This window comes from Lacticaseibacillus baoqingensis (genome assembly GCF_003946165.1).
Classification (GTDB): domain Bacteria; phylum Bacillota; class Bacilli; order Lactobacillales; family Lactobacillaceae; genus Lacticaseibacillus; species Lacticaseibacillus baoqingensis.
In genome coordinates this window covers 25447-49634 of record NZ_RHOI01000009.1, presented here as the reverse complement: position 1 = coordinate 49634, position 24188 = coordinate 25447, and the positions used below count along the sequence as shown (strand labels likewise).

The 24188-nt window shown below is 50.0% G+C and carries 25 protein-coding genes; 22 read left to right on the top strand and 3 right to left on the bottom strand.

The features are described 5' to 3' along the window. The first annotated feature begins 19 nt into the window (after nt 1-19). From EKM91_RS05395 to EKM91_RS05335, 13 genes are all read left to right on the top strand, one after another. Nucleotides 20-934 (top strand): 1,4-dihydroxy-2-naphthoate polyprenyltransferase, encoded by a 915-nt coding sequence (locus EKM91_RS05395; protein WP_125750929.1) that lies wholly within the window; start codon nt 20-22, stop codon nt 932-934. Nucleotides 935-948: 14 nt separating this feature from the next. Next, the gene (locus EKM91_RS05390) at nt 949-2040 is read left to right on the top strand and encodes a metallophosphoesterase family protein (protein WP_191987986.1); all 1092 of its coding nucleotides are present in this window, start codon (nt 949-951) and stop codon (nt 2038-2040) included. Nucleotides 2041-2109: 69 nt separating this feature from the next. Further along, nucleotides 2110-2448, top strand: a complete 339-nt coding sequence (locus tag EKM91_RS05385) for a DUF1648 domain-containing protein (protein WP_164508465.1) — start codon at nt 2110-2112, stop codon at nt 2446-2448. A 1075-nt stretch (nt 2449-3523) separates the two neighbouring features. Continuing rightward, complete coding sequence (locus EKM91_RS05380; protein ID WP_164508464.1) at nt 3524-4516, top strand: NAD(P)-dependent oxidoreductase; 993 nt, start codon at nt 3524-3526, stop codon at nt 4514-4516. 6 nt (nt 4517-4522) lie between these two features. Continuing rightward, nucleotides 4523-5563: a PTS sugar transporter subunit IIC gene (locus tag EKM91_RS05375; RefSeq protein WP_125750924.1), complete on the top strand. Its 1041-nt coding sequence runs from the start codon at nt 4523-4525 to the stop codon at nt 5561-5563. Between the two features lie 171 nt (nt 5564-5734). Then, on the top strand, nt 5735-6994 hold the full coding sequence (locus EKM91_RS05370) for a carboxylate--amine ligase (RefSeq protein WP_125750921.1): 1260 nt from the start codon (nt 5735-5737) through the stop codon (nt 6992-6994). Between the two features lie 58 nt (nt 6995-7052). After that, nucleotides 7053-7514, top strand: coding sequence for a universal stress protein (locus EKM91_RS05365; RefSeq protein ID WP_125750918.1), 462 nt, complete (start codon nt 7053-7055; stop codon nt 7512-7514). 165 nt (nt 7515-7679) lie between these two features. After that, on the top strand, nt 7680-8411 hold the full coding sequence (sfsA, locus tag EKM91_RS05360) for a DNA/RNA nuclease SfsA (protein WP_125751104.1): 732 nt from the start codon (nt 7680-7682) through the stop codon (nt 8409-8411). 257 nt (nt 8412-8668) lie between these two features. Next, nucleotides 8669-9868, top strand: a complete 1200-nt coding sequence (locus EKM91_RS05355) for a quaternary amine ABC transporter ATP-binding protein (RefSeq protein WP_125750915.1) — start codon at nt 8669-8671, stop codon at nt 9866-9868. Further along, nucleotides 9861-10694: an ABC transporter permease gene (locus tag EKM91_RS05350; RefSeq protein WP_125750912.1), complete on the top strand. Its 834-nt coding sequence runs from the start codon at nt 9861-9863 to the stop codon at nt 10692-10694. The genes EKM91_RS05355 and EKM91_RS05350 overlap by 8 nt, the downstream gene beginning before the upstream one ends. A gap of 12 nt (nt 10695-10706) precedes the next feature. Further along, nucleotides 10707-11600, top strand: coding sequence for a glycine betaine ABC transporter substrate-binding protein (locus EKM91_RS05345; protein WP_125750909.1), 894 nt, complete (start codon nt 10707-10709; stop codon nt 11598-11600). Nucleotides 11601-11893: 293 nt separating this feature from the next. After that, nucleotides 11894-12589, top strand: coding sequence for a class A sortase (locus EKM91_RS05340; protein ID WP_125750906.1), 696 nt, complete (start codon nt 11894-11896; stop codon nt 12587-12589). An 86-nt stretch (nt 12590-12675) separates the two neighbouring features. Further along, a complete protein-coding gene (locus tag EKM91_RS05335; RefSeq protein ID WP_338015981.1) occupies nt 12676-13686 on the top strand; it encodes an AI-2E family transporter in 1011 nt (336 codons plus the stop codon). Nucleotides 13687-13854: 168 nt separating this feature from the next. Here the strand turns inward: EKM91_RS05335 and EKM91_RS05330 are convergent, their stop codons facing one another. Continuing rightward, the gene (locus EKM91_RS05330; protein WP_125750903.1) at nt 13855-14058 is read right to left on the bottom strand and encodes a hypothetical protein; all 204 of its coding nucleotides are present in this window, start codon (nt 14056-14058) and stop codon (nt 13855-13857) included. Nucleotides 14059-14212: 154 nt separating this feature from the next. Here EKM91_RS05330 and EKM91_RS05325 point away from each other — a divergent pair, with 154 nt between their 5' ends. The 4 genes from EKM91_RS05325 to EKM91_RS05310 all read left to right on the top strand — a co-directional run bounded on the left by EKM91_RS05325 (nt 14213) and on the right by EKM91_RS05310 (nt 17074). Further along, nucleotides 14213-14905 carry a 2,3-diphosphoglycerate-dependent phosphoglycerate mutase gene (locus EKM91_RS05325; protein ID WP_125750900.1) on the top strand — a complete coding sequence of 231 codons (693 nt, stop codon included), beginning with the start codon at nt 14213-14215 and terminating at the stop codon, nt 14903-14905. Between the two features lie 158 nt (nt 14906-15063). Beyond that, complete coding sequence (locus EKM91_RS05320; protein WP_125750897.1) at nt 15064-15390, top strand: thioredoxin family protein; 327 nt, start codon at nt 15064-15066, stop codon at nt 15388-15390. 9 nt (nt 15391-15399) lie between these two features. Next, entirely contained in the window at nt 15400-16380 is a 981-nt protein-coding gene (locus EKM91_RS05315; RefSeq protein ID WP_125750893.1) for a linear amide C-N hydrolase, read from the top strand. A 10-nt stretch (nt 16381-16390) separates the two neighbouring features. Then, a complete protein-coding gene (locus EKM91_RS05310; RefSeq protein ID WP_125750890.1) occupies nt 16391-17074 on the top strand; it encodes a hypothetical protein in 684 nt (227 codons plus the stop codon). Between the two features lie 186 nt (nt 17075-17260). Here EKM91_RS05310 and EKM91_RS05305 read toward each other — a convergent pair whose 3' ends face one another. Beyond that, complete coding sequence (locus EKM91_RS05305; protein ID WP_125750887.1) at nt 17261-17671, bottom strand: peptide deformylase; 411 nt, start codon at nt 17669-17671, stop codon at nt 17261-17263. 257 nt (nt 17672-17928) lie between these two features. On the opposite strand from EKM91_RS05305, the gene EKM91_RS05300 reads away from it, so the two are divergent. The 5 genes from EKM91_RS05300 to EKM91_RS05280 all read left to right on the top strand — a co-directional run bounded on the left by EKM91_RS05300 (nt 17929) and on the right by EKM91_RS05280 (nt 23286). Then, the gene (locus EKM91_RS05300; protein WP_125750885.1) at nt 17929-19770 is read left to right on the top strand and encodes an OPT/YSL family transporter; all 1842 of its coding nucleotides are present in this window, start codon (nt 17929-17931) and stop codon (nt 19768-19770) included. 23 nt (nt 19771-19793) lie between these two features. Beyond that, nucleotides 19794-21206, top strand: coding sequence for a C69 family dipeptidase (locus EKM91_RS05295; RefSeq protein WP_125750882.1), 1413 nt, complete (start codon nt 19794-19796; stop codon nt 21204-21206). Between the two features lie 160 nt (nt 21207-21366). After that, a complete protein-coding gene (sdaAB, locus tag EKM91_RS05290; RefSeq protein WP_125750879.1) occupies nt 21367-22032 on the top strand; it encodes an L-serine ammonia-lyase, iron-sulfur-dependent subunit beta in 666 nt (221 codons plus the stop codon). An 11-nt stretch (nt 22033-22043) separates the two neighbouring features. After that, the gene (sdaAA, locus tag EKM91_RS05285) at nt 22044-22910 is read left to right on the top strand and encodes an L-serine ammonia-lyase, iron-sulfur-dependent, subunit alpha (RefSeq protein ID WP_125750876.1); all 867 of its coding nucleotides are present in this window, start codon (nt 22044-22046) and stop codon (nt 22908-22910) included. 70 nt (nt 22911-22980) lie between these two features. Next, nucleotides 22981-23286, top strand: coding sequence for a hypothetical protein (locus EKM91_RS05280; protein ID WP_125750873.1), 306 nt, complete (start codon nt 22981-22983; stop codon nt 23284-23286). A 66-nt stretch (nt 23287-23352) separates the two neighbouring features. Here EKM91_RS05280 and EKM91_RS05275 read toward each other — a convergent pair whose 3' ends face one another. Beyond that, nucleotides 23353-24147, bottom strand: coding sequence for a Cof-type HAD-IIB family hydrolase (locus EKM91_RS05275; RefSeq protein WP_125750870.1), 795 nt, complete (start codon nt 24145-24147; stop codon nt 23353-23355). Nucleotides 24148-24188 lie beyond the last annotated feature (41 nt).

Sequence of the window (24188 nt, the reverse complement as noted above, 5' to 3'; positions counted from 1 at the left end):
AGCGAATAGGAGTATTGAAATGTCGGTTGCAAATTTTTTGGAATTAGTTGAAATAAAGGCAAAGACGGCCTCGGTGTTTCCGTTTTTGCTCGGGAGTTTATATGCTTGGTATCACTATCATCAGTTGCACCTGTTCGAGTTGGTGATTTTCTTCATTGCGATGTTGTTGTTCAATATGGCAGTTGATGCCAATGATAATTATCAAGACTATCATCGCGCGACGAAAACGGAGGCGCTGCGTTACCGTGAAGCAACCAATATTATTGGACGCGAAAACATTTCCCCGAAATTAGTCGGGTGGTTGATCGTGATCATGGTCGTGATCAGCGCCGCATTGGGTTTGTGGATGGTAGCGCGTACCGGCTGGCCATTGTTGTTGTTAGGACTGTTCAGCTACATTGTGGGGTATACTTATGCCGGTGGCCCGCGGCCGATTTCCACGACGCCATTCGGAGAGTTTTTCTCCGGGTTCACGATGGGATATGTGATCTGGCTGATCGCGGTATATGTCAATGTTTATGATACTGTGGGGATGACTTGGACACTTGCTGGAATGGTGTTTGTGGCCAGCGGACTGGCGCAATGTGCGATCGCGGCTTTGATGCTAGCCAACAACATTGCCGACGAAGCCGAAGATAAAGCCCTCAATCGGCGCACGATCGTTTATTATCTTGGGCGGGCTAAGTCGTTGGCGTTTTTCAAGGGACTGTATCTTACCGGGTATTTGGCCTTGTTGCTCGCCGTGGTTAATGGCTGGTTGCCAAAGCTGGCATTATTGAGTTTGGTGACTGTTATTCCGGTCGCAAAAAATGTCGGCGCATTTGCCGCTCAGCCGGTAAAAGCAAAAACGTTTATTTTGGCTGTAAAGAATCTGTTCATCGTCACCGCGACACTGGTGGTCAGTGTCTGGTTAGGCGTATGGTTGAATATTTAAAGTAGGAGGCCCTTATGCATCGTTTGCGTAACATCACGATCCGACGCTTTGCTAAGCGTGATTTGGAGGCATTTGCCCAGGCGATTCGACCGCAGTTGACCACCGCGACATTGAATATGGCGATCATCACCGATACGCATGATCGCACGAAGCTGAGCCGCACCTTTTATGGCCCCAATGGGTATTGGCATGTTCAAGAACAGCATTGGCTGGCTTCAGAGTTGCCAATCGATTGGCGGGTGCATCTAGGCGATATGGTCGATGGCTCAGAGCCTGCGGTATTGACGATGTGGCGGCTGCGCAACATCATCAATGATTATCAAGCCGATGATATTCCCTTTGTGATCGCTCGCGGCAACCACGATGACAACGATAAATATGCTGAGCGCAATCGGCGTTTTGCTGGCAGTTTCCATCCTTGGGTCTATCACGACTTGGTGTGGGAAAAAATGGCGGCTCAAGTCGGCGGGCCACAAGTGACGCGGCATGGGTTGAGTGTTTTTGACCATGGCCACGTGCGCGTGATCACCTTGAATACTAGCGATGTGCCAGTCCATTGGATCGGCGGTCGCAAGAATTATGACATCAAAAAAACGCTGGCAGTTACCGCCGATCAACTGCAAGAACTTGCCGATGCCTTGCAAGCAGCAGGTGAGCGTGATGTGTTGATCATGGCACATGCCCCGGCGATGACGCGGCCAGGAAAACCGGGTTTGCGGTTCAATGGCCAAGCGCTGCATGACTTGTTGCGGGTGTTTAACTTGCATGCTAGCGGGACTTTGGATTGTGGCACGAATCCTGATTTTGGGGGTCAGTTACAATTTGACTTTAGTGGGAACACGGGAAAGATCATTGCTTATGTCGCGGGACATTGGCATGTTGAAGAAGATTTCACCGTTAACGGTATCCACTACAGCTTGTTGAACAACAGTGCATTGATGGGTTGGCAACATGGCTTGACCACGCGCTATAATCGCCGCTGGCGGCGGCGCATCAGCACGCCAAGCGAATATGCAGGATATGTCTTGAGCCTTGATGCGGCTAATCGGCGGCTGCGCTTATTTGGGTATGGCGCTGCCACCCCGAAGCGGGTTTTTGCGTACTGAGTTGAATTTTTAGGTTGGCAATTAGGCTGATTGTCAGACTCATGACGCCAGCGGCAAGGGGAGCGGATGATGAAAAAATTCTCGGTCATGACATGGTGTATTGTGGGGCTCAGTTGGTTGTTGACATTGGTTTTGGTGCTGATCGCGCCGCGATCGGTGGCGATGCACTTTAATGCCGCCGGACAAGTTGACAGTACCAGTGGCCGATGGGGATTATTGCTCGAACCGGTGTTGTTGAGTTTGATTGCTGGGGGATGTTCCTGGCTAGCACACGCGCAACGCCGCCGCAACAACTTGACGACGCTGCCAGTGATCTTAGTGGGCGAGTGGCGGTATTTGGGCTTGTTGGTCGTGATCTTGGTGGTATTTGGCTGGCTGCAATTGAATCAAGTAGGAATTTTAAACTAAGCCAATCGCGTGCTTTTGGGCAGCCGCGCGACCAGGGAAAATTTTTCGATAGAATATCGCCAAGTGCGGGTGATCACCAGCCTTTAATGCAGCAAAAAGCGTTTAATGCCGGCCGTCAGCAAGCACACGAAGCTCTGAAAAAATAACAAAATAAATTTTTGGTAAGCGCTTGCAGATGCGGGTAACTCATGCTATACTTTAGTCAGAGTTAAGGAAGGTTCGCGGAACGAACAGGAACAGCTCGAAAGTGCAATATGCAGTTCAACACAACGATTAGAGCCAGGTACAGTGACAGCTGTGCCACCACCAAGTCGAACCAAGAACCAAGAACCAAGAACCAAGAACCAAGAACCAAGAACCAAGAACCAAGAACCAAGAACCAAGAACCAAGAACCAAGAACCAAGAACCAAGAACCAAGAACTAAAACCGTATCCTAGATAAAAAATCAGCATGGAGGCGCAAGTCTAATAACAAGACTTTACGATCCAAACGGAACAATGGGTTTCCAGTAGATGTTTATCAGGTGCAAGTAATTCACCGAACCGTGCCAGGTTATATGGCCACATCAGTATCGTAGCGACTCATTGAACCGTAAAAGTGAATATTAGTTAGAGGTGTCAGAGTATTTCAATTGTAGTAGTAATAAATGTCACACAGACATGTGCAGTAACGCCGCGAACATCCTTAACTTAAGGACTCCGAATCACGAAGTAAGTGAAGCGGAGTCTATTTTTTTGCGCTGATCGGTAGGGGTGAAACCAGTCTTTGGTGATTCAATTAGATTTTTAGTTGACAAATACGCTCATTGTGGTAATCTAACGTTAATCAATTTCTTAGGAGGTTCTCATCATGATCAAGATTCTCAAGTCCAACTTGCATGTTGCGTTTAGCTTCGCGTTTAGACAGTGATCTGTCTGGTGCGAGGCTCATTGACTTGAGTTTAGGCCACGCAGATCGGCTCTCGACTGCGTGGCAAATCGTGACGAAGAATCGTCCCCATTTACCCCGCAGTCGATTATGGCTGCGGGGTTTTGTGTTGTTAACCGCCATTATACATACTTAGGAGGATTTACCATGAAAGTGCAAATGTACTCAGTTCGTCCAGATGAAGATGCTGCCATTAAGAAGAATGCCGCGGAATTAGGGGCCACGATCGATACGGTGAGCCACGATTTTACCCCGGCAGATATCCCCAGCCTTGCTGGCCACGATGTGTTGTGCTTGGCTCAGCATGGCGCGATCGGCAGTGCTGAAGATTATGCCGCGATCGCAGCTGCAGGGGTCAAGCATATCGCCTTGCGGATCACCGGTTATGACATCATCGATTTAGCTGCGGCGGCCGCCAATCATTTGAAGGTCACCAACGTGCCGGCATACTCGCCACGCTCTGTTGGGGAAATGACCTTGACACATGCGATGGTATTGGTTCGCCATCTCAACGAGACCCGTGCGCGGATGGCAGCTGGCGATTACAGCTGGGGCGGCATGGAAGCCGAAGAGATCCACACGCTGACTGTTGGGATCATTGGGGTTGGTAAGATCGGCTCTGCTGTGGCACGGTTGTTCTACGCTTTAGGCGCAACAATCATTGCGAATGATCCGATCCATCGACCGGAATTGAGTGATGTTTTGACCTATGTGGACAAAGACGAGCTGCTGCAAACCGCTGATATCGTCACCGTCCACACCCCGCTTGATGACACAACGCATCATTTGATCGATGCGGATGCTTTGGCCAAGATGAAGTCAACGGCGATCATCTTGAATTGCGCCCGTGGGCCGATCGTTGATACTGATGCTTTGATCGCTGCTTTGGAAAATAAGACGATCGCAGCAGCTGGGCTGGACTCCATTGAAGATGAAAATGGGATCTTTGGTGATAACTTGACCGGCAAGGATGTGCCTAACGCGCGTCTGCTGAAGTTACAAACCATGGCGAATGTTTCCCTCAGCCCGCATATGGCCTTTTACACCCGGCCAGCAGTGGAAAATATGGTCGCAATCGCGTTACATGACGCGGACACCATCTATAATGGTGGTGTTTCTGAACACGAAATTCGGGGGTAATCAGCCATGAAAAATGCCAAAACTGTCACGATGAATATCTTGAATGGGTTGTCAATTGGGATCATCGTGGCGTTGATCCCAGGGGCGATCTTCAACTCCTTGGTCAATGCATTATTACCAACATGGCCACAACTAGCGTTCATCACTGTTTTCACAGGGGCTGCGCAAACCATGATGCCTTTATTATCAGCGGTTTGTGTAGGGATGCTGGCAAAATTCACGCCGATCCAAACGACTTCTTTAGCATTAGCTGCGCTGATCGGCGCGGGGAATGTGACGGCGGCTAAATCCGGTTTTGCACTAGCCGGTACCGGAGACATCATCAATACTGGGATCACTTTGGCGATCGGTTATGTTTTGATCTTGTGGTTAGGTAATGCCTTAAAGGCTTACACGATTTTGTTGATGCCTAGCATCTTGTTGTTAGTTGCTGGTGGGATCGGGCATTTGACCTTAGGCCCAGTCAGCGCCTTCACCCAAGCGATCGGCATCGTGATCAAGAATTTAACGGTCATGCAACCGATCGTAATGGGGGTCTTAATGGGGATCGCCTTTGGCTTGTTGATCGTCAGCCCAATCAGTACCGTGGGGATCGCGACTGCGATCACCTTGGCTGGTATCGGTGCAGGTTCGGCGAACCTTGGAGTCGTTGGGACACAGTTTGCCTTGACGGTTTATGGCTGGTCAGCCAACTCGTTTGGGACTTCGATCGCGCATTTCTTGGGGTCGCCTAAAATGCAAATGGCCAATATCTTCAGTCGGCCGAAATTGTTCTTGCCGATTTTGATCAATGCCGGGATCATGGGTGGTTTAGGCGCTATCTTCAATATCCAAGGGACCCCAATGAGTGCCGGCTTTGGCTTTGCAGGCTTGATCGGACCTTTGGCAGCATTGGCAGGTATCGGCCATACGACTGCTGGCAGTCTCATCGAAGTCACCTTATTGTTCTTGATCATTCCAGTGGCATTGGCAATCATTAGCAACGTCTTGTTCACCAAAGTTTGGCATTATCATGAATCTAGCGACTATGAATTGAACTATGCATGATCACTGTTTTGCACGTGATCATGCAGCAACACACAGGGCAAGCCGTGGTCGGCTGTGCCCTGTTTTTTTTTCTGTAAAAGGCACTGGCGATTTTTGGGTGGCGATGGCGGCTGTGGTATAATGCCTAGTGAAACCGTCCGCAGAGACGTTATTGATTAGGAGATATTAAGAATGACAGAGATTCCCAGGTTTACGCCGGTGTTGCTAGGCAGCGACATGAACGTATATGGCATGGCACGGTCTTTTCACGAACTCACCGGACAAGTGGTGGACGTGTATGCCAAGGTGCAACTGGCGCCGACTCGCTTTTCTAAGATCGTGAATGTGCACTTGATCCCGGACTTCGACTCGGATCCGACGTTCATTGAACATATGCGCAAAGTCGCTGAAAAGTATGCTGATCACCAAGAAAAAATCATTTTGATCGCGTGTGGTGATGGGTATGCCGAACTGGTTTCCAAGCATAAGGCGGAATTGAGCCAGACGTTTATCTGCCCATATGTGGATTACGATCTGTTAAAGCGGCTTAACTCCAAAGAAAGCTTCTATCAAGTCTGTGACGAATATGACCTGCCTTATCCCAAGACGAAGATCATTACCAAGGCGATGTATGAATCCGGGGCGCAAATTTCAACGCCGTTTGAATTTCCCGTTGCTTTGAAGCCGACCAACTCTGTTGAATGGCTCTTGATCCATTTTGAAGGGCGCAAAAAAGCGTTCACGATCCACTCGCAAGTTGAACTTAACACGATCATTGCCAAGATCTATGACAATGGTTATACGAGTGATTTGATCTTGCAAGACTTCGTGCCAGGCGATGACAGTCACATGCGCGTATTAAATGCCTATGTGGACCAACATCACCAGGTGAAGATGATGTGCTTGGGCCATCCGTTGCTGGAAGATCCGACGCCTGCAGCAATTGGCAACTATGTCGCGATCATCCCTGAATATAACCAAGACTTGTATGACAAAATGCAAAAATTCTTGGAAGCGATCAAATTTACCGGCTTTGCCAATTTTGACATGAAATACGATGAACGCGATCATACCTTTAAGTTATTTGAGATCAACATCCGCCAAGGGCGTTCCAGCTTTTTTGTCACGTTGAATGGCTATAACCTCGCTCAGTGGCCAGTGTTGGATTATGTTAGTGAGACTTTAGCAAAACAGCCTACGGTATACGGTAATAAAGATGAAAGTCAGCATCAGCTATGGCTTGGCGTGCCGAAGAAAGTCTTCAAAAACTACGCCAAAGATAATGCGGATAAAGAGCGCGCCTTACAGTTGCTTGCTCAAAAGCGTTATGGCACGACGGTGTTTTATAATAAAGATATGAGCTTAAAACGCTGGGTGTTGATGACGTATATGTTCCATAATTATGTTGGGCGGTACAAACAATTTTTCGCCGAAAACAAAGGTGACGCTTAACTCAAACAGCGCTTTCGGTGGGGTTCACCCCATAAATTTCTTTATAGGAGGTTTCACCATGGCAACTGAAACAGAGTTTGAAGTAGAATCCATGCACTACAACCGCCTATTATTGGCGGTCGATGATGATGACGACGAATCGTCGCGCAAGGCATTCAATTATGCATGCACGCTGGCGAAGATCTACGCGATCCCGTTGGGCATCGTCTCAGTCCTTGAGACTGGCGACTTGAACATCTACCAATCACTGTCACCAGATTTGTTGAGTGAACGTCGCGGTGAGATCGCGGCTAACTTGAATACCTATGTAGAAAAAGCTGAGGCGTTTGGTGCACAAGACGTGCAGCCATTGATCGGTGAAGGCAATCCGGCGCATGTGATTTTAGAAGAAGTCGCACCTGCGTTCAAACCAGATCTGATCATTCTAGGCTCACACAAGCGCCGCGGGCATAATCACATCGGGCATGTTGCCGGTGAGATCGCGCGTGAAGCGAATGCGTCAGTGATCATCGTGCGCTGATCTTCTGATAGCAAATAGTCTCGAAGTTTGATCGTTGACCATCACCCGCAGAAGCTGGGATGGCGAGCCTAAAATAAGCGCCTCTGCCCTGTTGATCATTGCCATCAAAGGGGCAGAGGCGTATTTTGTTTGGAGAGTTAAAACCGCTGGATCAAGGAGGGCATGATGCAATATACAAACGTCGAAATTGCGACGGTGATCGCGCGTGTTAGCCGCTTTACCGTCAAAGTAGCCTTGCATGGGCAAGAGCAGCTGGCGCATTTGAGTAACACCGGACGTAATAAGGAATTGCTGATCCCTGGGTTTCCGATCAGTGTGCGCCGCGCTGACAATCTCGCCCGCAAGACGCCTTATGACGTGCTGGCAGTGCAGCGAGATGGCCGCTGGATCAATATTGACAGCCTTGCGCCTAATCGAGTCGTCAATGCGGCGCTGCGGGATGGCAGTTTGGTGCTGCCAGGGTGTGCGGCGCCATTAGTGGTGCATCCCGAAACCACTTGGCGCGATTCCCGACTGGATTTTGCAGGCAGTGATGCCAATGGGAAGAAGTGGTTTGCAGAAACCAAAGGGGTGACCTTGGCTAATCGCGATTTGGCGGCTTTTCCTGATGCACCGACGACCCGCGGGTTGAAACATGTTCATACCTTGACGCAAGCGCAAACGGCTGGCTATGCAAGTTACTTATTGTTCGTGGTGCAGCTCAGCGGGATCCAACGCATGACGATCTACCACGAACGTTTTGCCGAGCTGGCCCCTGCAATTACTGTGGCCAAGCAAGCAGGGGTGCAAGTGCTGGCTTTAGGATGTGATACCGGTCCAGATAAAATAACACTTTGCCATGCGATCGCCTTTGATGAGACGCTGCCTTTCCAAGAAGCGATGGCTCCAGAAAATTAGAAAATACTCATTATTTATTCATAATGCATTGACTTGTTTACTTAAGCTAATAATAAGAAATAAGTTGGAGAATATACCCGCAACGGTGCCGTTTCGGGTATTTTTTGTGACGTTAATCAAAAATTTCACAGAGTCATGGCCAGATGAGAGAATTTTCAAGATTAGAAACTTGATTTGATTTAGCCTATTTTTCCGCGTAACATAAAACCTGATGCTTTCGCAAGAAATATGTTTGAACTCACAGAGGGAGGAATTTAATGACAACCAAAGTCGAGGTCAAGAACCTAACCAAATTGTTTGGCAAACGCCAAAAAGCCGCTCAAAACATGTTGGCTGCAGGCAAAACCAAAGATGAGATCCTGGCTGAAACCGACGTCACAGTCGGCGTTGATCGGGCGAATTTTACGGTCAATGACGGTGAGATCTTTGTCATTATGGGCTTATCAGGCTCTGGTAAATCAACCACGATTCGAATGATCAACCGCCTAATCGACCCGACCAGTGGCAGTATTTTGATCGATGGTCAAGATATCGCCAAGCTGTCTAAGGCAGAATTGCAAACCGTGCGGCGCGAAAAACTCAGCATGGTTTTTCAAAGCTTTGCCCTTTTGCCTAATCGGACGATCCAACAAAACACGGAATTCGGCTTAGAGATCCAAGGCGTCGCCAAACCTGAACGTGCCCAAAAGGCGAAGGAAGCTTTAGCTTTAGTCGGTTTGAAAGGGTATGAAGAACAATATCCCGCTCAATTGTCTGGTGGGATGCAGCAGCGAGTGGGCTTGGCCCGAGCACTGGCTAATGATCCAGAAATCTTATTGATGGATGAAGCCTTTTCGGCCTTGGACCCGCTGAATCGAAAAGACATGCAAGACGAATTGCTGGACTTGCAAGAAAATATGCATAAGACGATCATTTTTATCTCGCATGATTTGAACGAAGCCTTGCGCATCGGGGATCGGATCATGATCATGAAAGATGGTCAAGTCGTGCAGATCGGGACGCCGGAAGAAATTTTAAGTCAACCTGCTGACGCCTATGTGGAACGCTTCATCGAAGACGTTGATCGCTCCAAAGTGTATACCGCCGGCAATGTGATGGTGCGTGCCACTACGGTGAACATCGACAAAGATGGGCCGCGCTTAGCAGCGCGGCGCATGCGCGAAAATGAGATCTCTAGTTTGTATGCGGTGGACTCTAAGCGGCACTTGCGCGGGATCATTGATGCCAAGTCAGTCCGTTTAGCCATTGAAGCAGGCCAAAGAGACATTCGCCCGCTGGTCCAAGATACAGTCCCCACCACGCATTTGGACACGCCATTGGCAGACTTGATGGATGCTGTTTCCAGTACTCCCATTCCTTATGCGGTCGTTGACGATGATCACCGATTGTTGGGCATCATTATCCGTGGGGCCGTCTTAGGGGCCTTGTCAGGAAATGAGGTGAACGTCAATGTCTAAACTGCCATTAGCACAATGGATCGACGCGTTTGTTGCGTGGCTGAACCAATTTGAAGGTTTTTTCTATGCGATCACGAACTTTTTAGCGGCGATCGTTAATGCGATCCAGTGGGTGTTTGATTTACTGCCCATTCCATTATTTATCGTCGTGATCGTTGGCGGAACTTGGTGGGTGATCCGCCACAGCAAGCGCTATGGACTGTTGATTTTTGAGTTCTTAGGCTTGTTGTATATCTGGAATCAAGGATTTTGGCGCGATATGACGCAGACGTTGACGTTGGTATTGACGGCGAGTTTGATCGCGATCATCATCGGCGTTCCATTAGGAATATGGGCGGCAAAAAGCCGCACTGTGGCGATGATCGTCAAGCCTTTGATGGATTTCATGCAAACCATGCCAGCGTTCGTATACTTAATCCCGGCAGTCGCGTTTTTTGGTATCGGAATGGTCCCTGGGGTCGTCGCAAGTGTGATTTTTGCGATGCCGCCAACGGTGCGCATGACGCAATTAGGGATTCACCAAGTGTCTGATGAATTGATCGAAGCTGCGGACAGCTTTGGCGCGACCCCTTGGCAAAAGCTCTTCAAAGTCCAGTTGCCATTAGCCAAATCCACCATCATGGCCGGGATCAATCAAAGCATGATGCTGGCGTTATCGATGGTCGTGATTGCTTCGATGATCGGGGCAATGGGACTGGGGACGAAAGTTTACTTTGCGGTCGGTCGCAATGATGCCGGTGGCGGTTTTGCCGCTGGTTTAGCCATCGTGATCGTGGCGATCATCTTAGATCGCGTCACGCAAGCCCTCAACCGGAACAAGGTCTGAAGGGGTGGTGGCATGCGAAAACTCAAAGTATTGGTTTTGACCTTCGTTGTGATGGCATTGGCGGCGTGTTCGAATCGGCCGGCCAGCTATAATGAGACTCAAAAACTCGGTCCGCAAATCAACTACACGATCACCGGTATCGATGCAGGTGCCGGGGTGATGGGTAGTACCACTAAAGTCATTGCGGCATATGGTTTGGATCAGGCCAATTGGCAGCTGCAAACAAGTTCCACTGCGGCGATGACCTCAACTTTGCAAAAAGCCATCCGCCATAAGCAACCGATCGTTGTGACGGGTTGGCAGCCGCATTGGATGTTCACGAAGTACCCGCTCAAGTTTCTCAAAGATCCTAAGGGGGTATACGGCAAGGCAGAAGACATCCATACGATCGTCCGCAAAGGCCTCAAACATGACGCGCCACAAGCTTATACGCTTTTGGATCGCTTCTATTGGACCCCTAAGCAAATGTCGAGCGTGATGTTGAAAGTCAACGCCGGTCAGGACCCGGCTAAAGCAGCGCAGGCGTGGTTGCAGAAACATCCAGCTGAGTTAGCCAAGTGGACCAAAGGCTTGGCCAAGGTCCACGGACAGAAATTGACCATGACATATGTGGCTTGGGACTCAGAAATTGCCTCCACGAATGTCGTAGCGGAAGCGCTGAAGACGATTGGCTACGACGTGACGATTCGCCCAATGGAGATCCAACCGATGTGGGCCAGCATCGCCACGAATGCTGCAGATGCGCAAGTGTCCGCTTGGTTACCCAATACCAGTGGCAAGTATTACGCGGATTACAAAGGAAAGTTTGCGGATTTAGGCGTGAATCTCAAAGGCGCCCAAGTCGGCTTGGCCGTACCAACTTATATGACCAAGATCAATTCGATCAATGATCTCTTGCATAAGTGAGTTTCGTGGACGTTTGGGGCTAGAAACCGCCAGCTAAAAGTTTCCAAAAAAGTGCGCTTGGATAACATCCAAGCGCACTTTTTTTGCAGGCACACTGGCGCTAGTAGTTAGCGGAGGGGCGTTTGATGCACGAATCACCTTGGTTGCAGTGAAATTAATTGCTCGCAATTTGCTTGCAAACGCAATATAATGACGGTAACAGCGTGTGACTTATAGCGGTTGCGCGCATGGTTTGGCGGTGCTGGTTGTGGTGCTGGCGGTGACAGTGTAAAATGAAGGTTCGGAGGTGGATTATGGCGAAGCATAAATCCAGCCGCAAGCGAGTGTGGCTGTGGCGTGTATTATTGACGCTCGGCTTGCTTGTCGGCTTAGCACTGGTGTTTAACGAACAGATCAAGTTGTTCGTCGTTGATCACCTCACCCAAACAACGATGCAAAAAATCGATGCCAATACGGTGAAAAAGAATCAAAAGACCCCAGGAAATTTTGATTTTAAATCAGTCAAAGCCTTGGATGTTTCGACTGTTGGCAAAGCGGCAGCGACGGCCAATCAGCGTAATGCGATCGGCAAGATCGCGATCCCGGCGGTGAACTTGAAGCTTCCGATCCTAAAAGGTTTATCCAACAGCAATCTTTCGACAGGCGCTGGCACGATGAAGCCTGATCAGCAAATGGGTCAAGGCAACTACGCTTTGGCAGGGCATTATATGACCGATCGCGGGATCTTATTTTCCCCTTTGAAAAACGTTCAAGTGGGCAATACGGTTTATTTAACTGATATGGCCAAGGTCTATACGTATAAAGTGGCGACTAAGACGACGGTGAATGAAACACAAGTCCAATGGATCAACGATGTCGCCGGCAAGAAACTCGTGACCCTGATCACGTGTGCTTCGGCAACAGAAGGCGAAACTAATCGGATCATGGTGCAAGGCGCTTTGACCAAAACCACTAAAGCGACGACTAAGACTTTAGCCGTCTTTGATTAGCTTGCCAAAAGGCGTGGTGAAAACTGCGCCTTTTTCGTTTGGCTAGGCGAACTCTGGTATAATGAGCGCAGCGGGGAGGGGTTTGGTTGCATTATCAGAATTTTTTGAAAAACACGCCGGTTCGCCGTGCCTGTGTATTAGCGTCAGTGATCGTGGTCTTATGGCTGGCACGCAGCATTATGAGCACGATCTTATTGACCTTCATTTTTGCTTTTTTGGTGACGCGGGTGTTGAATCTTGTTCGGCGGCACATTCCGATCCGGGCAGTGGCAGTGGTCGTGCCGCTTTATCTGCTAGTAGTAGCTGGCGTCATGTATGCGGCGATCCATTATGTGCCAGAGATCATCAAGCAGACGGTCAGTTTGTTTAACTCAGTGCTGGAATTTTATAATAATGGTTCATTTGATAATAACGAGACGATCCAGTGGATCTTGAAAAGTATCGATCAGATGAATTTGAAAACACAGATCCAACACTGGCTGGCTGCCTTGCTTCAGTATGCCGGTAGTATTGGCGCAATGGGTGTGACCTTTGTTTTGTCGTTGTTGCTGAGCTTCTTTTTCACGGTTGAAATCGATAGTCTTAAAAAGTTCGGCAATTTGTTTATCCATTCGCCGTTTGGCTGGTATTTCGCAGATCTGAAGTTTTTTGCAGATAAGTTCATCGATACCTTCGGTGTGGTGATCGAAGCACAAATCGTGATCGCCATGGTCAATACAGCGATCACCACGATCACCTTGATTTTCCTGAAAATGCCCAATATTCCCAGTTTGGCGATCATGGTTTTCATCTTATCGTTGATCCCAGTGGCAGGGGCCTTTATTTCAACACTGCCGCTGGCGATCATTGCGTTTACGGTTGATGGGATCAAAGGGGTGATCACGATCATCATTATGATCTTAGTGATCCATACCCTTGAAGCATATGTCTTAAATCCAAAATTCATGTCCAGCCGAACCAAACTACCGATTTTCTTTACCTTTGTGGTGTTGCTCGTCGGCGAGCAGTTATTTGGGGTGTGGGGTTTGATCGTCGGGATCCCGATCTTCACGTTCTTGTTAGATATTATTGGGGTCAAGAAGATCGCGGATAATTAATGTGAGCCCAAAAGCGGCTGAAAAACAAAACAGTTTTAACCCATAATAAAGCGCCTTGGTACCACGATTCGGCATCGAATCGCGGTACCAAGGCGCTTTATGTCGCTAGGCGGGGCTTTGTAAAACGCGACTAGATGATGTTGTCCTCGTCACGTTTATTGTAATCATTCAATGGCGTCGGATCTTGCTAATGAAATGTAAGATCAAGGCTAAAGCGCCGCCAAACAAACAAAAATCGGCGGCAATATGCACCCCGGCACCGAAAGCGGAGCTGTTGACCCATAGTTGCAGTGACAATGAATTCACATAGACGAGGAAATAGATGATGCTAAGCAACCAGATACCGCCGATGATCCACCAAATTTTTCGCATGCGTTCTCCTTTTGCAAATCATGCCTACTAAAATGTGCGTTAAGCAGGGAATACTTGCTTCTATACTACCAAATTAAGAAAATGGCGTCGCGTTTTTTTCTGAAATGCGGTATCATTAACGAGATATAAAAATTAAAAGCGAGGTAATTTCTAGATGGCAAAATTAGTGCTTATCCGTCACGGTCAAAGTGAATGGAACTTGTCCAACCAGTTCACCGGCTGGGTCGACGTTAACTTAAGCGACAAAGGTGTTGAAGAAGCAAAGGCGGCTGGGCGCAAGCTCAAAGAAGCCGGCCTTGAATTCGACCAAGCTTACACCTCCGTTTTGACCCGTGCGATCAAGACGCTGCACTTTGCACTGGAAGAATCTGACCAACTTTGGATTCCAGAAACCAAGACCTGGCGCTTAAATGAACGCCACTACGGCGCTTTACAAGGCCAAAACAAGGCTGAAGCCGCTGAAAAGTGGGGCGACGAACAAGTGCACATCTGGCGTCGTTCTTACGACACCTTGCCACCACTATTGAGTGCTGACGACGAAGGTTCCGCTGCTCAAGATCGTCGTTATGCCAACCTGGATCCACGCATTGTTCCTGGTGGTGAAAACCTTAAGGTCACCCTCGAACGGGTCATTCCTTTCTGGGAAGATCATATTGCCCCAGACTTATTGGCTGGCAAAAACGTCATCATCGCAGCGCATGGTAACTCCTTGCGGGCGTTGACCAAGTATATCGAAAACATTTCTGATGAAGATATCATCAACTTGGAAATGGCAACTGGCGAACCAGTTGTTTACACCTTCAACGACAAGTTGGAAGTCACTGATAAGACTAAGTTAGGCAAGTAATTGTCACAAACTCAGTATTAAGACACGCCGCAGCGATGCTGGCGTGTTTTTTTGTCGCTGCAGTGTGAAGGTGATATCGATCAATATGCCAAAGCCAAGAATCGCTGGCGGTGGTATACTGATTAAAAGAAAGTGTGTTTTAGTCAGGAGATGACACCATGCCAGCGATGATCGAATTGATCCATGATGAAGATTATGCCACTGCCACTAAGTCCGGGATCGTGGTGGTCGACTTTCGCATGGATTTTTGCCCAGCGTGTATTCGGATGGACCACACCTTGAGTCAAGTAGCGAGTGACCCAGAAATCGCTAAGCGGGTGCGTTTTGTCACGCTGTCAGTCAACCAGGATTTTCATGTCGCTGAGGCGTTAGGGGTGCAAAGCGCTCCCAGCGTGATCGTCAAAAAGGCTGGGCATATCGTTGATGCGGTGGTGGGTTATCAACCGCCAGCGGCGTTTTTGGAACGCTTGCAGCAATTATTGTAGGAGGGGCTTATGTGCACCAGTATTCACCTTGTTGCTAAAGACCTGACGCATGTTTTAGCCCGCACCATGGATTGGCATGAGCTCGGCGCAGGGCCGGTTTTTATCCCGCGTGAGTTTGCTTGGCAAAGTCCATTTGACCATCATAAATATCGCAATCCTTATGCGATGATCGGCAGCGGCACAATCTATGGTCAGCGGATCGACATTTCCGATGGCGTCAATGAGCATGGGTTATGCGTGCAAAAGCTGACTTTCGCCAATGGTGCGCGCTTGCAGACCAAACGGCGGTCGGATCGCATTCAATTAGCCCCTTATGAGTTAGGCTTTTGGTTGTTGGCCAATTGTCGCTCAGTGGCAGACATTGCGGCGCACTTGCCAGCAATCGAGTTGATGGCCGATAACGAAAGCGATACCAAATATGGCTATCCGGAGTTGCATTTTGCCGTTAGCGACCCAACTGGTGCGATCGCTGTGATCGAACCGACTGAGCAGCCGCTGCGCTTGCGTCCAAATCCCTTGGGGGTGGTGACGAACAGCCCAGATTTTGATGTGCAGCGCGAACGGCTGGGGCGTTATGTCGAATTTACTCCGGAATATTTGGCGGGGCGCGTTCCGTTGAACACGCCACGGGTGACGACGGGCAACTTGTCTGGCAAAGCCATCCCGCCAGGTTCGTCATCTCCAGGTGCACGATTTATTCGCGCCGCGTATTACAAGGAGCGCACCGATCAACCGGCAAATGAACAAGCCGCGATCGTCACCGCTTGGCGGCTGTTAGATGGGGTGACGGTGCCGCAGTCTTTGGCGCATCAGCCGACATATTCGGTATATCGCGCGGCCGTGGTACCAGAAAGCCGCCGTTATTATTACCAAGCGTATCACCAAGCGGCGGTCGTTTCGTTGCAGTTAGATGCGGCATTATTGGCGACTGCGCAGCCGCGAGTGTTTCCGGTGGCTGATGTTTGGCAACCGCGCAGTTTGAATCAATGAGGAACTACGAATGAAAAAAATCTTCCTGACAATTAGCCTGATAGTCGCCTTGTTTTGTGCCCCCACCGTCAGCGTCTCAGCCCGCGTCGGCGGCGCCATTGGTGGTGGCGGCGGGATGCATATGGGGGGCCACCCGAGTTATGGCGGCGGTCATATGATGTCTGGACGCCGGATGTTATTAGGACGCGGTTTGTGGTTTGGGGGACCCATAATTGTGCTGGCTTTGGCAGTCGGCGGCTGGCAGCTGCTCAAACGGCGACAACAAGACCGAGCCGCAACGCGCACAGAAGCGTTGTCCCCGATCGATCCTGCATTAGCCAAAGATTTCGAGCCGTTATTTTACACCGTTGAAGAAGCCTGGTCGCAAAATGACCAAGCAACTTTGGCCCAACATATGACCAGTAAGTGTTTTAGCCGGCAAAAAGCCATCTTGGATCGCTGGCAGCAAGCAGGACGGCTCAATCGGCTTGAAGACTTGGTATTGATCGATATGCAACAAGAATTAAGCGACGCCGATCATCCACATGTGGTGATCACCGCGCAAGCTCGCGATTACTTCGAGTATCTCGATCGCCCAGCAGCCTTCAATCAAACTCAACACGATGATGCAATGATCGAGCGTTTCAGCGAAGTGTGGGAATTGGCATACGCGCAAGCAGACGGGCGTTTATTGCTGGCAAAGATTCGGCAGTAAACAGCCTCTGTCAGACCGATACGTTTTGCAGGTACTTAACATCAAAAGCATTTTGTCGTCGAGATACGACTTAAACTCGGCCAAGCTAATTGATCGAACCGAAATTTGCACGCAACAAGCACCGCCAATGTCCATCATTTTTGATGGGTGGTGGCGGTGCTTGTTTAACTTTGCAGATCAAGTACCTTAGATCAAGATACCGTCGCAATGGTCGCATTCATGCTGAACGATTTGCGCAAAGTAATCATTGAAGGTTTGCTGTTGCGGTTGAAAGCGGGCATCGAGATATTGAAGCGTGATCGATCGATAGCGCTTGGTTTGGCGTTGTCCAGATAATGATAAACACCCTTCTGTGGTGAGATAAGGGTCATGTTTTTCAATGATCTGCGGGTTGATCATCGGGATCGCCATTGGTCCCAGCTGGGCGATGATGATCCGCCGATCACTGCCGATCATGTTAGCCGCCATGCCGACGCAATGATCTTGATGGGCCCGTAAAGTGTCTTGTAAATCTGTGATCACAGCAGTGTCTTTAGGTGTTGCCGGTTTGGCGACACGTTGTAACCATGTTTGGTCGCGATTGATCGGTCGAATCATAGCCAGACTCCTTTTGGTGGTTTTATTTAGTATAGCCATAGACGACAATGAGAAAAAGGGGAAATCCTCAGCGATGACGTTATTAATAATATAATCGTAACAAGACGGTCGAATGATTGCAAACTAAGCCTATGCTATTGTTCGCTTATTTTTCCTGTAATAGCGGTCAGTTAGGATGTTTTCATACTTGTCGCATGTCAATCCGAATTTTGATAAGATAATTTCCTATTAACAATCGTCATCAAGGAGGCACGCGCATGTTGGGAAAACCGCGACAAAAGCGGGGGATCGTGTTGTTGATCGGGAGTGTTTTGGCACTGATTTTTGCGGCCAGCACCGCTTATTCAGGGATGAAAGCCGGGCTGACTGTGGCTGCAGGGATCCCTGGGGCGATCATTGGGTCAGGGTTGGTGCAGTTATGGGCGGCGCCTCAAGGGATGCGCGGCAAGAATCTGATCCAAGCAATGGCCAGCGGCGGTGAATCGATTGCCAGCGGCATGATCTATGTCGTTCCTGCAATCATTTTGATCGGTGGCCGAGTCAATTTCTGGGCGGGGTGCGCAGTCGGTGCCGCAGCGGTGGTGTTTGCAGTGAGTGTGGCCGGGTTGGTCGAAGATTTCATGGTGATCTCCCAAGCTAAGCAGCTGCCTTATCCTGAATCGCAAGCGATCGCCAGTGCATTGACTGCCAGTGAAGCAGCAAGCGACCAGCTAGGGGTGATGGCTTGGGGATTTGGGATCGGCGGGTTGGTGACGGCATTATCAACGCAAGTATTGGGGTGGGTGAACACCACCATCACGGTCGTCGGCGATGCCAGTTATCGCTGGAAATTTGCGTTAGAAGTGAACCCGATGCTGATCGGGATCGGATTTGTGGTCGGGATGGAAGTGTCGTTGACGATGTTTGCCGGGTCCTTACTGGCTAATTTTGGGCTGACGCCTTTGATCGCTTATTTTACACAATTTGCAGATCCGCAGGCGCAGGTATGGAATGCAGCCACGCCGATCGCGCAACTGGATGTTGATGCGGTGGCAGGGGCTTATGCCAAGTATATCGGTGCTGGGATGATGCTGTGCGGCGGGGTGATCGGGGCGTTGAAGCTGATCCCGGTGATTCGAACATCATTGCAACAGACCATAGGCTCAGGCCCTGCTGCTGGCAGTCAGCATTTCTTGGGACGGCTGGGTGGTGCGTTAGCGGTGGTGGTCATCACTGGTTGGTTGGTCAGCGGCCATTTGGGGTTAAGTCTGCTAGCGGCGGTGTTGGCTGCGGGTTTGGCGCTGCTGTTTGTCATCGTGTCTGCGCGTATGGCCGGGACGATCGGCTGTTCGAATGCGCCGGTATCAGGGATGACCATTGCCAGTTTGGTGATCATGACGGCGGTATTTGTCTTGTGCGGGTGGCGGGATGGCCAACATACGCAATGGTTATTATTGTTTGGTATCTTCATCGTCACGGCGATCTCTGTTGGCGGTGCGTATACGCAAACCCAAAAAGTCGGCGTGTTGGTGCGTATCGACCGGCATGTGGTGCGGCCGTATTTCATCTTGGCGGCCTTGATCGGGGTGATCATTGTCATGGCGACCACCAGCTTGTTGGCGCCACAGCTGGCGATCGGCGGGGCAAATCCGCCATTTGGCTTGCCGCAAGCTAATTTGATCGCCACCTTAACTGCAGGGATCATGTCTGGCAAGCTGCCTTGGGCGATGGTGATCGTCGGTATCGTGTTGGGATTGGTTTGTTGGTTGTTGAAGCTGCCGATCATGACAGTTGCATTAGGTTTTTATCTGCCGATGGCAACGACCAGTGCGATCTTGGTAGGGGCGTTGTTGCGTGCTTTGGTGATGAAGGTCAGCGCGGCAGGGGTGCGTGATACCCGGGTGGGGTTGGGCGTGTCGCTGGCTAGCGGCTTGATCGCTGGTGGCTCGCTGGTCGGCTTGATCGGCATCGGTTTGCAAGTCGCCGCTATCGTCACGCCAGGGAGGCCTAGTGGGGACCTGCCGGCATGGGTCATGTTGATCGGCTTGTGCGCGGCCATCATTGGGCCGCTATTGCAGGTCCGGCGGGTTGCAGCGCATAATGGTAAAGACAAGCGATAGCACAAGTATTTGGAGGAGAAAAAATGATCACACGCTCTGCATGTACCTCGATCATGGTCGGTAAAAAAGCCAGCCTGGAAGGGGCACCTTATATTTCTCGGAATGAAGATCGGCTGCAAGCCATCTATCCTAAAGCAGTCGTCGTTCGCTCGGCTGTGCAAGGTCGATCGGAGACCTTTGTTTCGGCTTACAACGGGCTGACGGTACCATTGCCAGCCAATGGGTATCGCTATACGGCGACGCCTAATGTCGATCAAAGCCAAGGCCCGAACGAAGAAGATGGGTTCAACGCACTTGGCGTTGGCGAATCTGCGACTGAAAGTGTTTATGCCAACCAGCGGGTCTTAGCTTACGATCCGCTGGTGCCCAACGGTTTGGCAGAAGATGCCTTAACGACGCTGGTGTTGCCGTTTATCGAATCCGCTCGAGACGGCGTGCGGTATCTGGGTGAATTGGTCGCCGAGTATGGTTCTGCTGAAGGCAATGGGATCCAGTTTGTCGATGCCAATGAAGTTTGGTATATGGAAATCGTTACCGGGCATATGTGGGTCGCGGTACGGATTCCGGATGATTGTTATGCCGTTGCGGCGAACCAAGTGGCGATCCAAGCCATTGATTTTGACGATCCTGACAATTATATGTGGGCTAAAGGCATCCAGGAATTCGTTGAAGAGCATCAACTTAATCCGGATCTGACCGGGTTCAACTTTCGCCATATTTTCGGTACGGATACGGAAAAAGATCATCACTATAATACGCCGCGGGTGTGGTTTGCCCAGCGCTATTTCAATCCTGAAGATCAAACCCAAGATCCTGAATCACCAGAATTGCCATTTATTCGCAAGCCCAGCCGCAAATTGAGCCTTGAAGATATTCAATATGTGTTGAAGTCACATTTTGATGAGACCCGCTTTGATCCATTAGGCAGCGGCAGCGCGCATGACAAAAAAACTTACCGGGCGATCTCGCTGTCACGCACCGCCAATTCGCATATTTTACAGGCACGTCCGGATAGCCTTGGCGGCGTGCAGTGGGTGGCGTTTGGGATCCCGACGTTTTGCCCGCATGTCCCGATGTTCACTAATGCTGATGACATTGATCCGACATATGCACAGGTGCCAGCAAAACTTGATCTCGACTCGGCGTATTGGTTGTATGAAGCTTTAGCGATGGTCGTGGAAAGTCACTATGCCGACTTTATCGAAGACGATCTCGCCTATCAAAAAGACCTTGGACAATGGGCCCGCCAGAAGTTGGCGGCGGTGGCTAAGGATGCGGCGGCGCTTGTTGGTCAAGAAAAAACCGCTTATTTAACGGCACAAAATCATGAGATCGTCCAACATTATAACCAGGTGACGCGAGCTTTCTTATTCAGTTTGATCACTCGCGGCACAGAATTGTCCCAGTTGACCTTCAAAATGGATCCGAATCTTTAAGCTTTGACCGGCACTGACCGAATTTTTGGCCAGTGCCGGTTTTTTTGTCTATTTGGAAACGGTTGCAAAAATGGCAGCTATTGTTTGCCGCTTTTTCGTGCGTTGATCGATAAAACGTGGTACCGTGAAGATATCAAAAATTAGAATTTGGAGAGTAACGATGCCAGAAGTGAGATTTCACAGTGTTTTTGATATCATCGGACCAGTCATGGTCGGCCCTAGTTCATCGCATACCGCTGGTGCGTCTCGCATTGGACGCGTCGTGCGCAATATTTTTGGCGAAGCACCAGAGCGCATTGATGTGTATTTATATGAATCATTTGCCAAGACTTATCGCGGTCACGGGACAGATGTGGCGATCATCGGCGGGCTATTAGGTATGGCACCGGATGATCCGCAGCTGCGCGATTCCTTGCGCTTGGCGCATGAAGCCGGTATCAAAGTGACTTTTGTCCCCAAAAGCGATAAAGTCGATCATCCAAATTCTGCGCGGATCGTTTTGCAAAAAGGCGCCCACAAACTCACCGTGTTAGGCGAGTCGATCGGCGGTGGTAATATCCGCATCACCGAATTAAATGGGTTCAAGATCTCGTTATCGATGGGGACGCCCACTTATATCACCATTCATGATGATGTCCCAGGGATGATCGCGGCGGTCACCAAGATCTTTTCAGATGCGGCGATCAATATTGGCACGATGACAGTGACACGAGAAGCCAAAGGCGAACACGCCATCATGATCATCGAAGTTGACGCGTACCAAGCCGATATTTTGGCACAGTTAAAGCAGCTGCCACATATGGTGAATGTCACGTACTTCGAATAAAAGGAGCAAACATGTTTTATACCATCAAAGAACTCATCGCGCAAAGCCGCGATTATCCCTCGGTCGCGGAATTAATGATCGCCGTCGAACTGGAAAATACCACCCGCACCCGTGAGCAAGTGCGCGCCTTGATGGCCCGCAACCTTGAGGTGATGGCCGCTTCAGTGGCAGAAGGCGTCGCTGGGGTGAAGTCGATGACCGGCTTAACTGGCGGTGAAGCCAAGAAGCTTGATGATTATCTTGCTGCTGGCGATTGGCTGTCAGGCGAACCGATCTTGGCGGCGGTGCGCAATGCCGTTGCGGTCAATGAGGTTAACGCTAAAATGGGCTTGATCTGCGCGACGCCAACTGCAGGCTCAGCAGGGGTGTTGGCTGGCGTGTTGACCGCCGTGCGTGATCGCTTAAAGCTCAGTCATGACCAGCAGATCGATTTCTTGTTCACTGCCGGCGCCTTTGGTTTGGTGATCGCCAATAACTCAGGCATCGCAGGGGCAGAAGGCGGATGCCAAGAAGAAGTCGGGTCTGCCAGTGCGATGGCGGCGGCGAGTTTGGTCTTAGCCAAAGGCGGCACCGTTGAGCAAGCCAGCGCGGCGGTGGCGATCACCTTGCAAAATATGATGGGGCTGGTTTGTGATCCCGTTGCCGGGCTGGTCGAAGTCCCTTGCGTCAAACGCAATGCGTTAGGGGCTAGCCAAGCCATGATCGCTGCTGACATGGCGCTGGCAGGGATGATCAGCGTGATTCCAACCGATGAAGTGATCGAAGCGGTACGCAAAGTCGGCGTTTCCTTGCCTAGCAGCTTGCGTGAAACGGGCGAAGGCGGCTTAGCAGCGACACCGACGGCAGTGCGTTTGAAGCAAGAAATTTTTGGGGACTGAGTGTGTATCAGTGTACAAAGCGGCACTGTCAGGTATACTAACAGGTGAACACTTGTTGGAGGGGGAGCGTATGGGAGAAGAAGACAACGATCGCATTTTGATCTTAGATGTATTGGGGCGGATCACCAAAAAATTAAATATTCACTCGAGTTCATATTTGTATCTGGAATTTGGCTTTAGTGAAGATGAAATCGATCAGCTCAACCAATTCATGATGACCCAAATGATCGCCGATCACACTGTGACTCCCAAAGCATTGGGCCGCGTGATCGCCGCGACAAAACCGGAGTTGGGCGACGAACAAGCCCAAGCGTTTGCGGTGAAGTTGATGCGCGCGTGGATCGAAGAAGGCATGTATAAAAGTACCATGGATTGATCAAGCGCCAATTAAGGACGACGCCCCTAAGCCAGTCAGGTTTAGGGGCGTCGTCCTATTTTTGAATTATTGCGGCAAGTGTTGATCCAACCAAGCTAAGACGCCTTGTTCATCGCAACTGGTGGTGACCGCATCGGCATGGGCCTTGATGGCTGCTGGCGCATTGGCCATGGCCACCCCGCACCCAACAGCTTCAAGCATGGTGACGTCATTGCCGCCATCGCCAAACGCGACCATGTTCTTGAATGGGATCGCCAATTGTTGGCTCAAAATATTCAACCCATAGGCCTTATCCAATCCCGGCTGAATCACGTCGATGCTGCCGCGACCGCTGGATGTGGGGTGGGCCACGTCACCAAAGCGGGCTTTGAGTTGCGCAACTAACGCAGGCGTTTGTTCAGGTGGACATTGCAGCGCCAGTTTGACCACCGATTCAGTATGGTCCAAAAGCGAAGTCACTTCACGGGTGTCCGGGCAAAATTGGCGGGTGATCTGTTTATTGATCGCCGGTTCACTGCTGCGAATATAGGCCGCTTTTGGCGTACACAAGGAAAAATGCAGGTCCGGCATGGCAGCCAGATACTTGACCAGCGCGGCGACATCGGCAGCTTGAAAGTGGCTTAAGGCGTAGGTGTGTTGGGCATCGGCCACATAAGCACCGTTTTCGGCAATATATAAGATGTCGTCGTCATCTGGGAAAAACGCTTCTAAATGGGCGCGTTGATTCCCGCTGGCGATCACAAAGCGGATCTGGTGGGCCAACATCCGTTGATGCAGCTGGTTGAACCAAGCGCGGTCGTAATGGCTTTGATGATCGATGAACGTACCATCAATATCGGTAGCAATGAGTTGAATCGGCATGCAACAGCCTCCTGTGACGTTTACTCACATTCTAGCACACA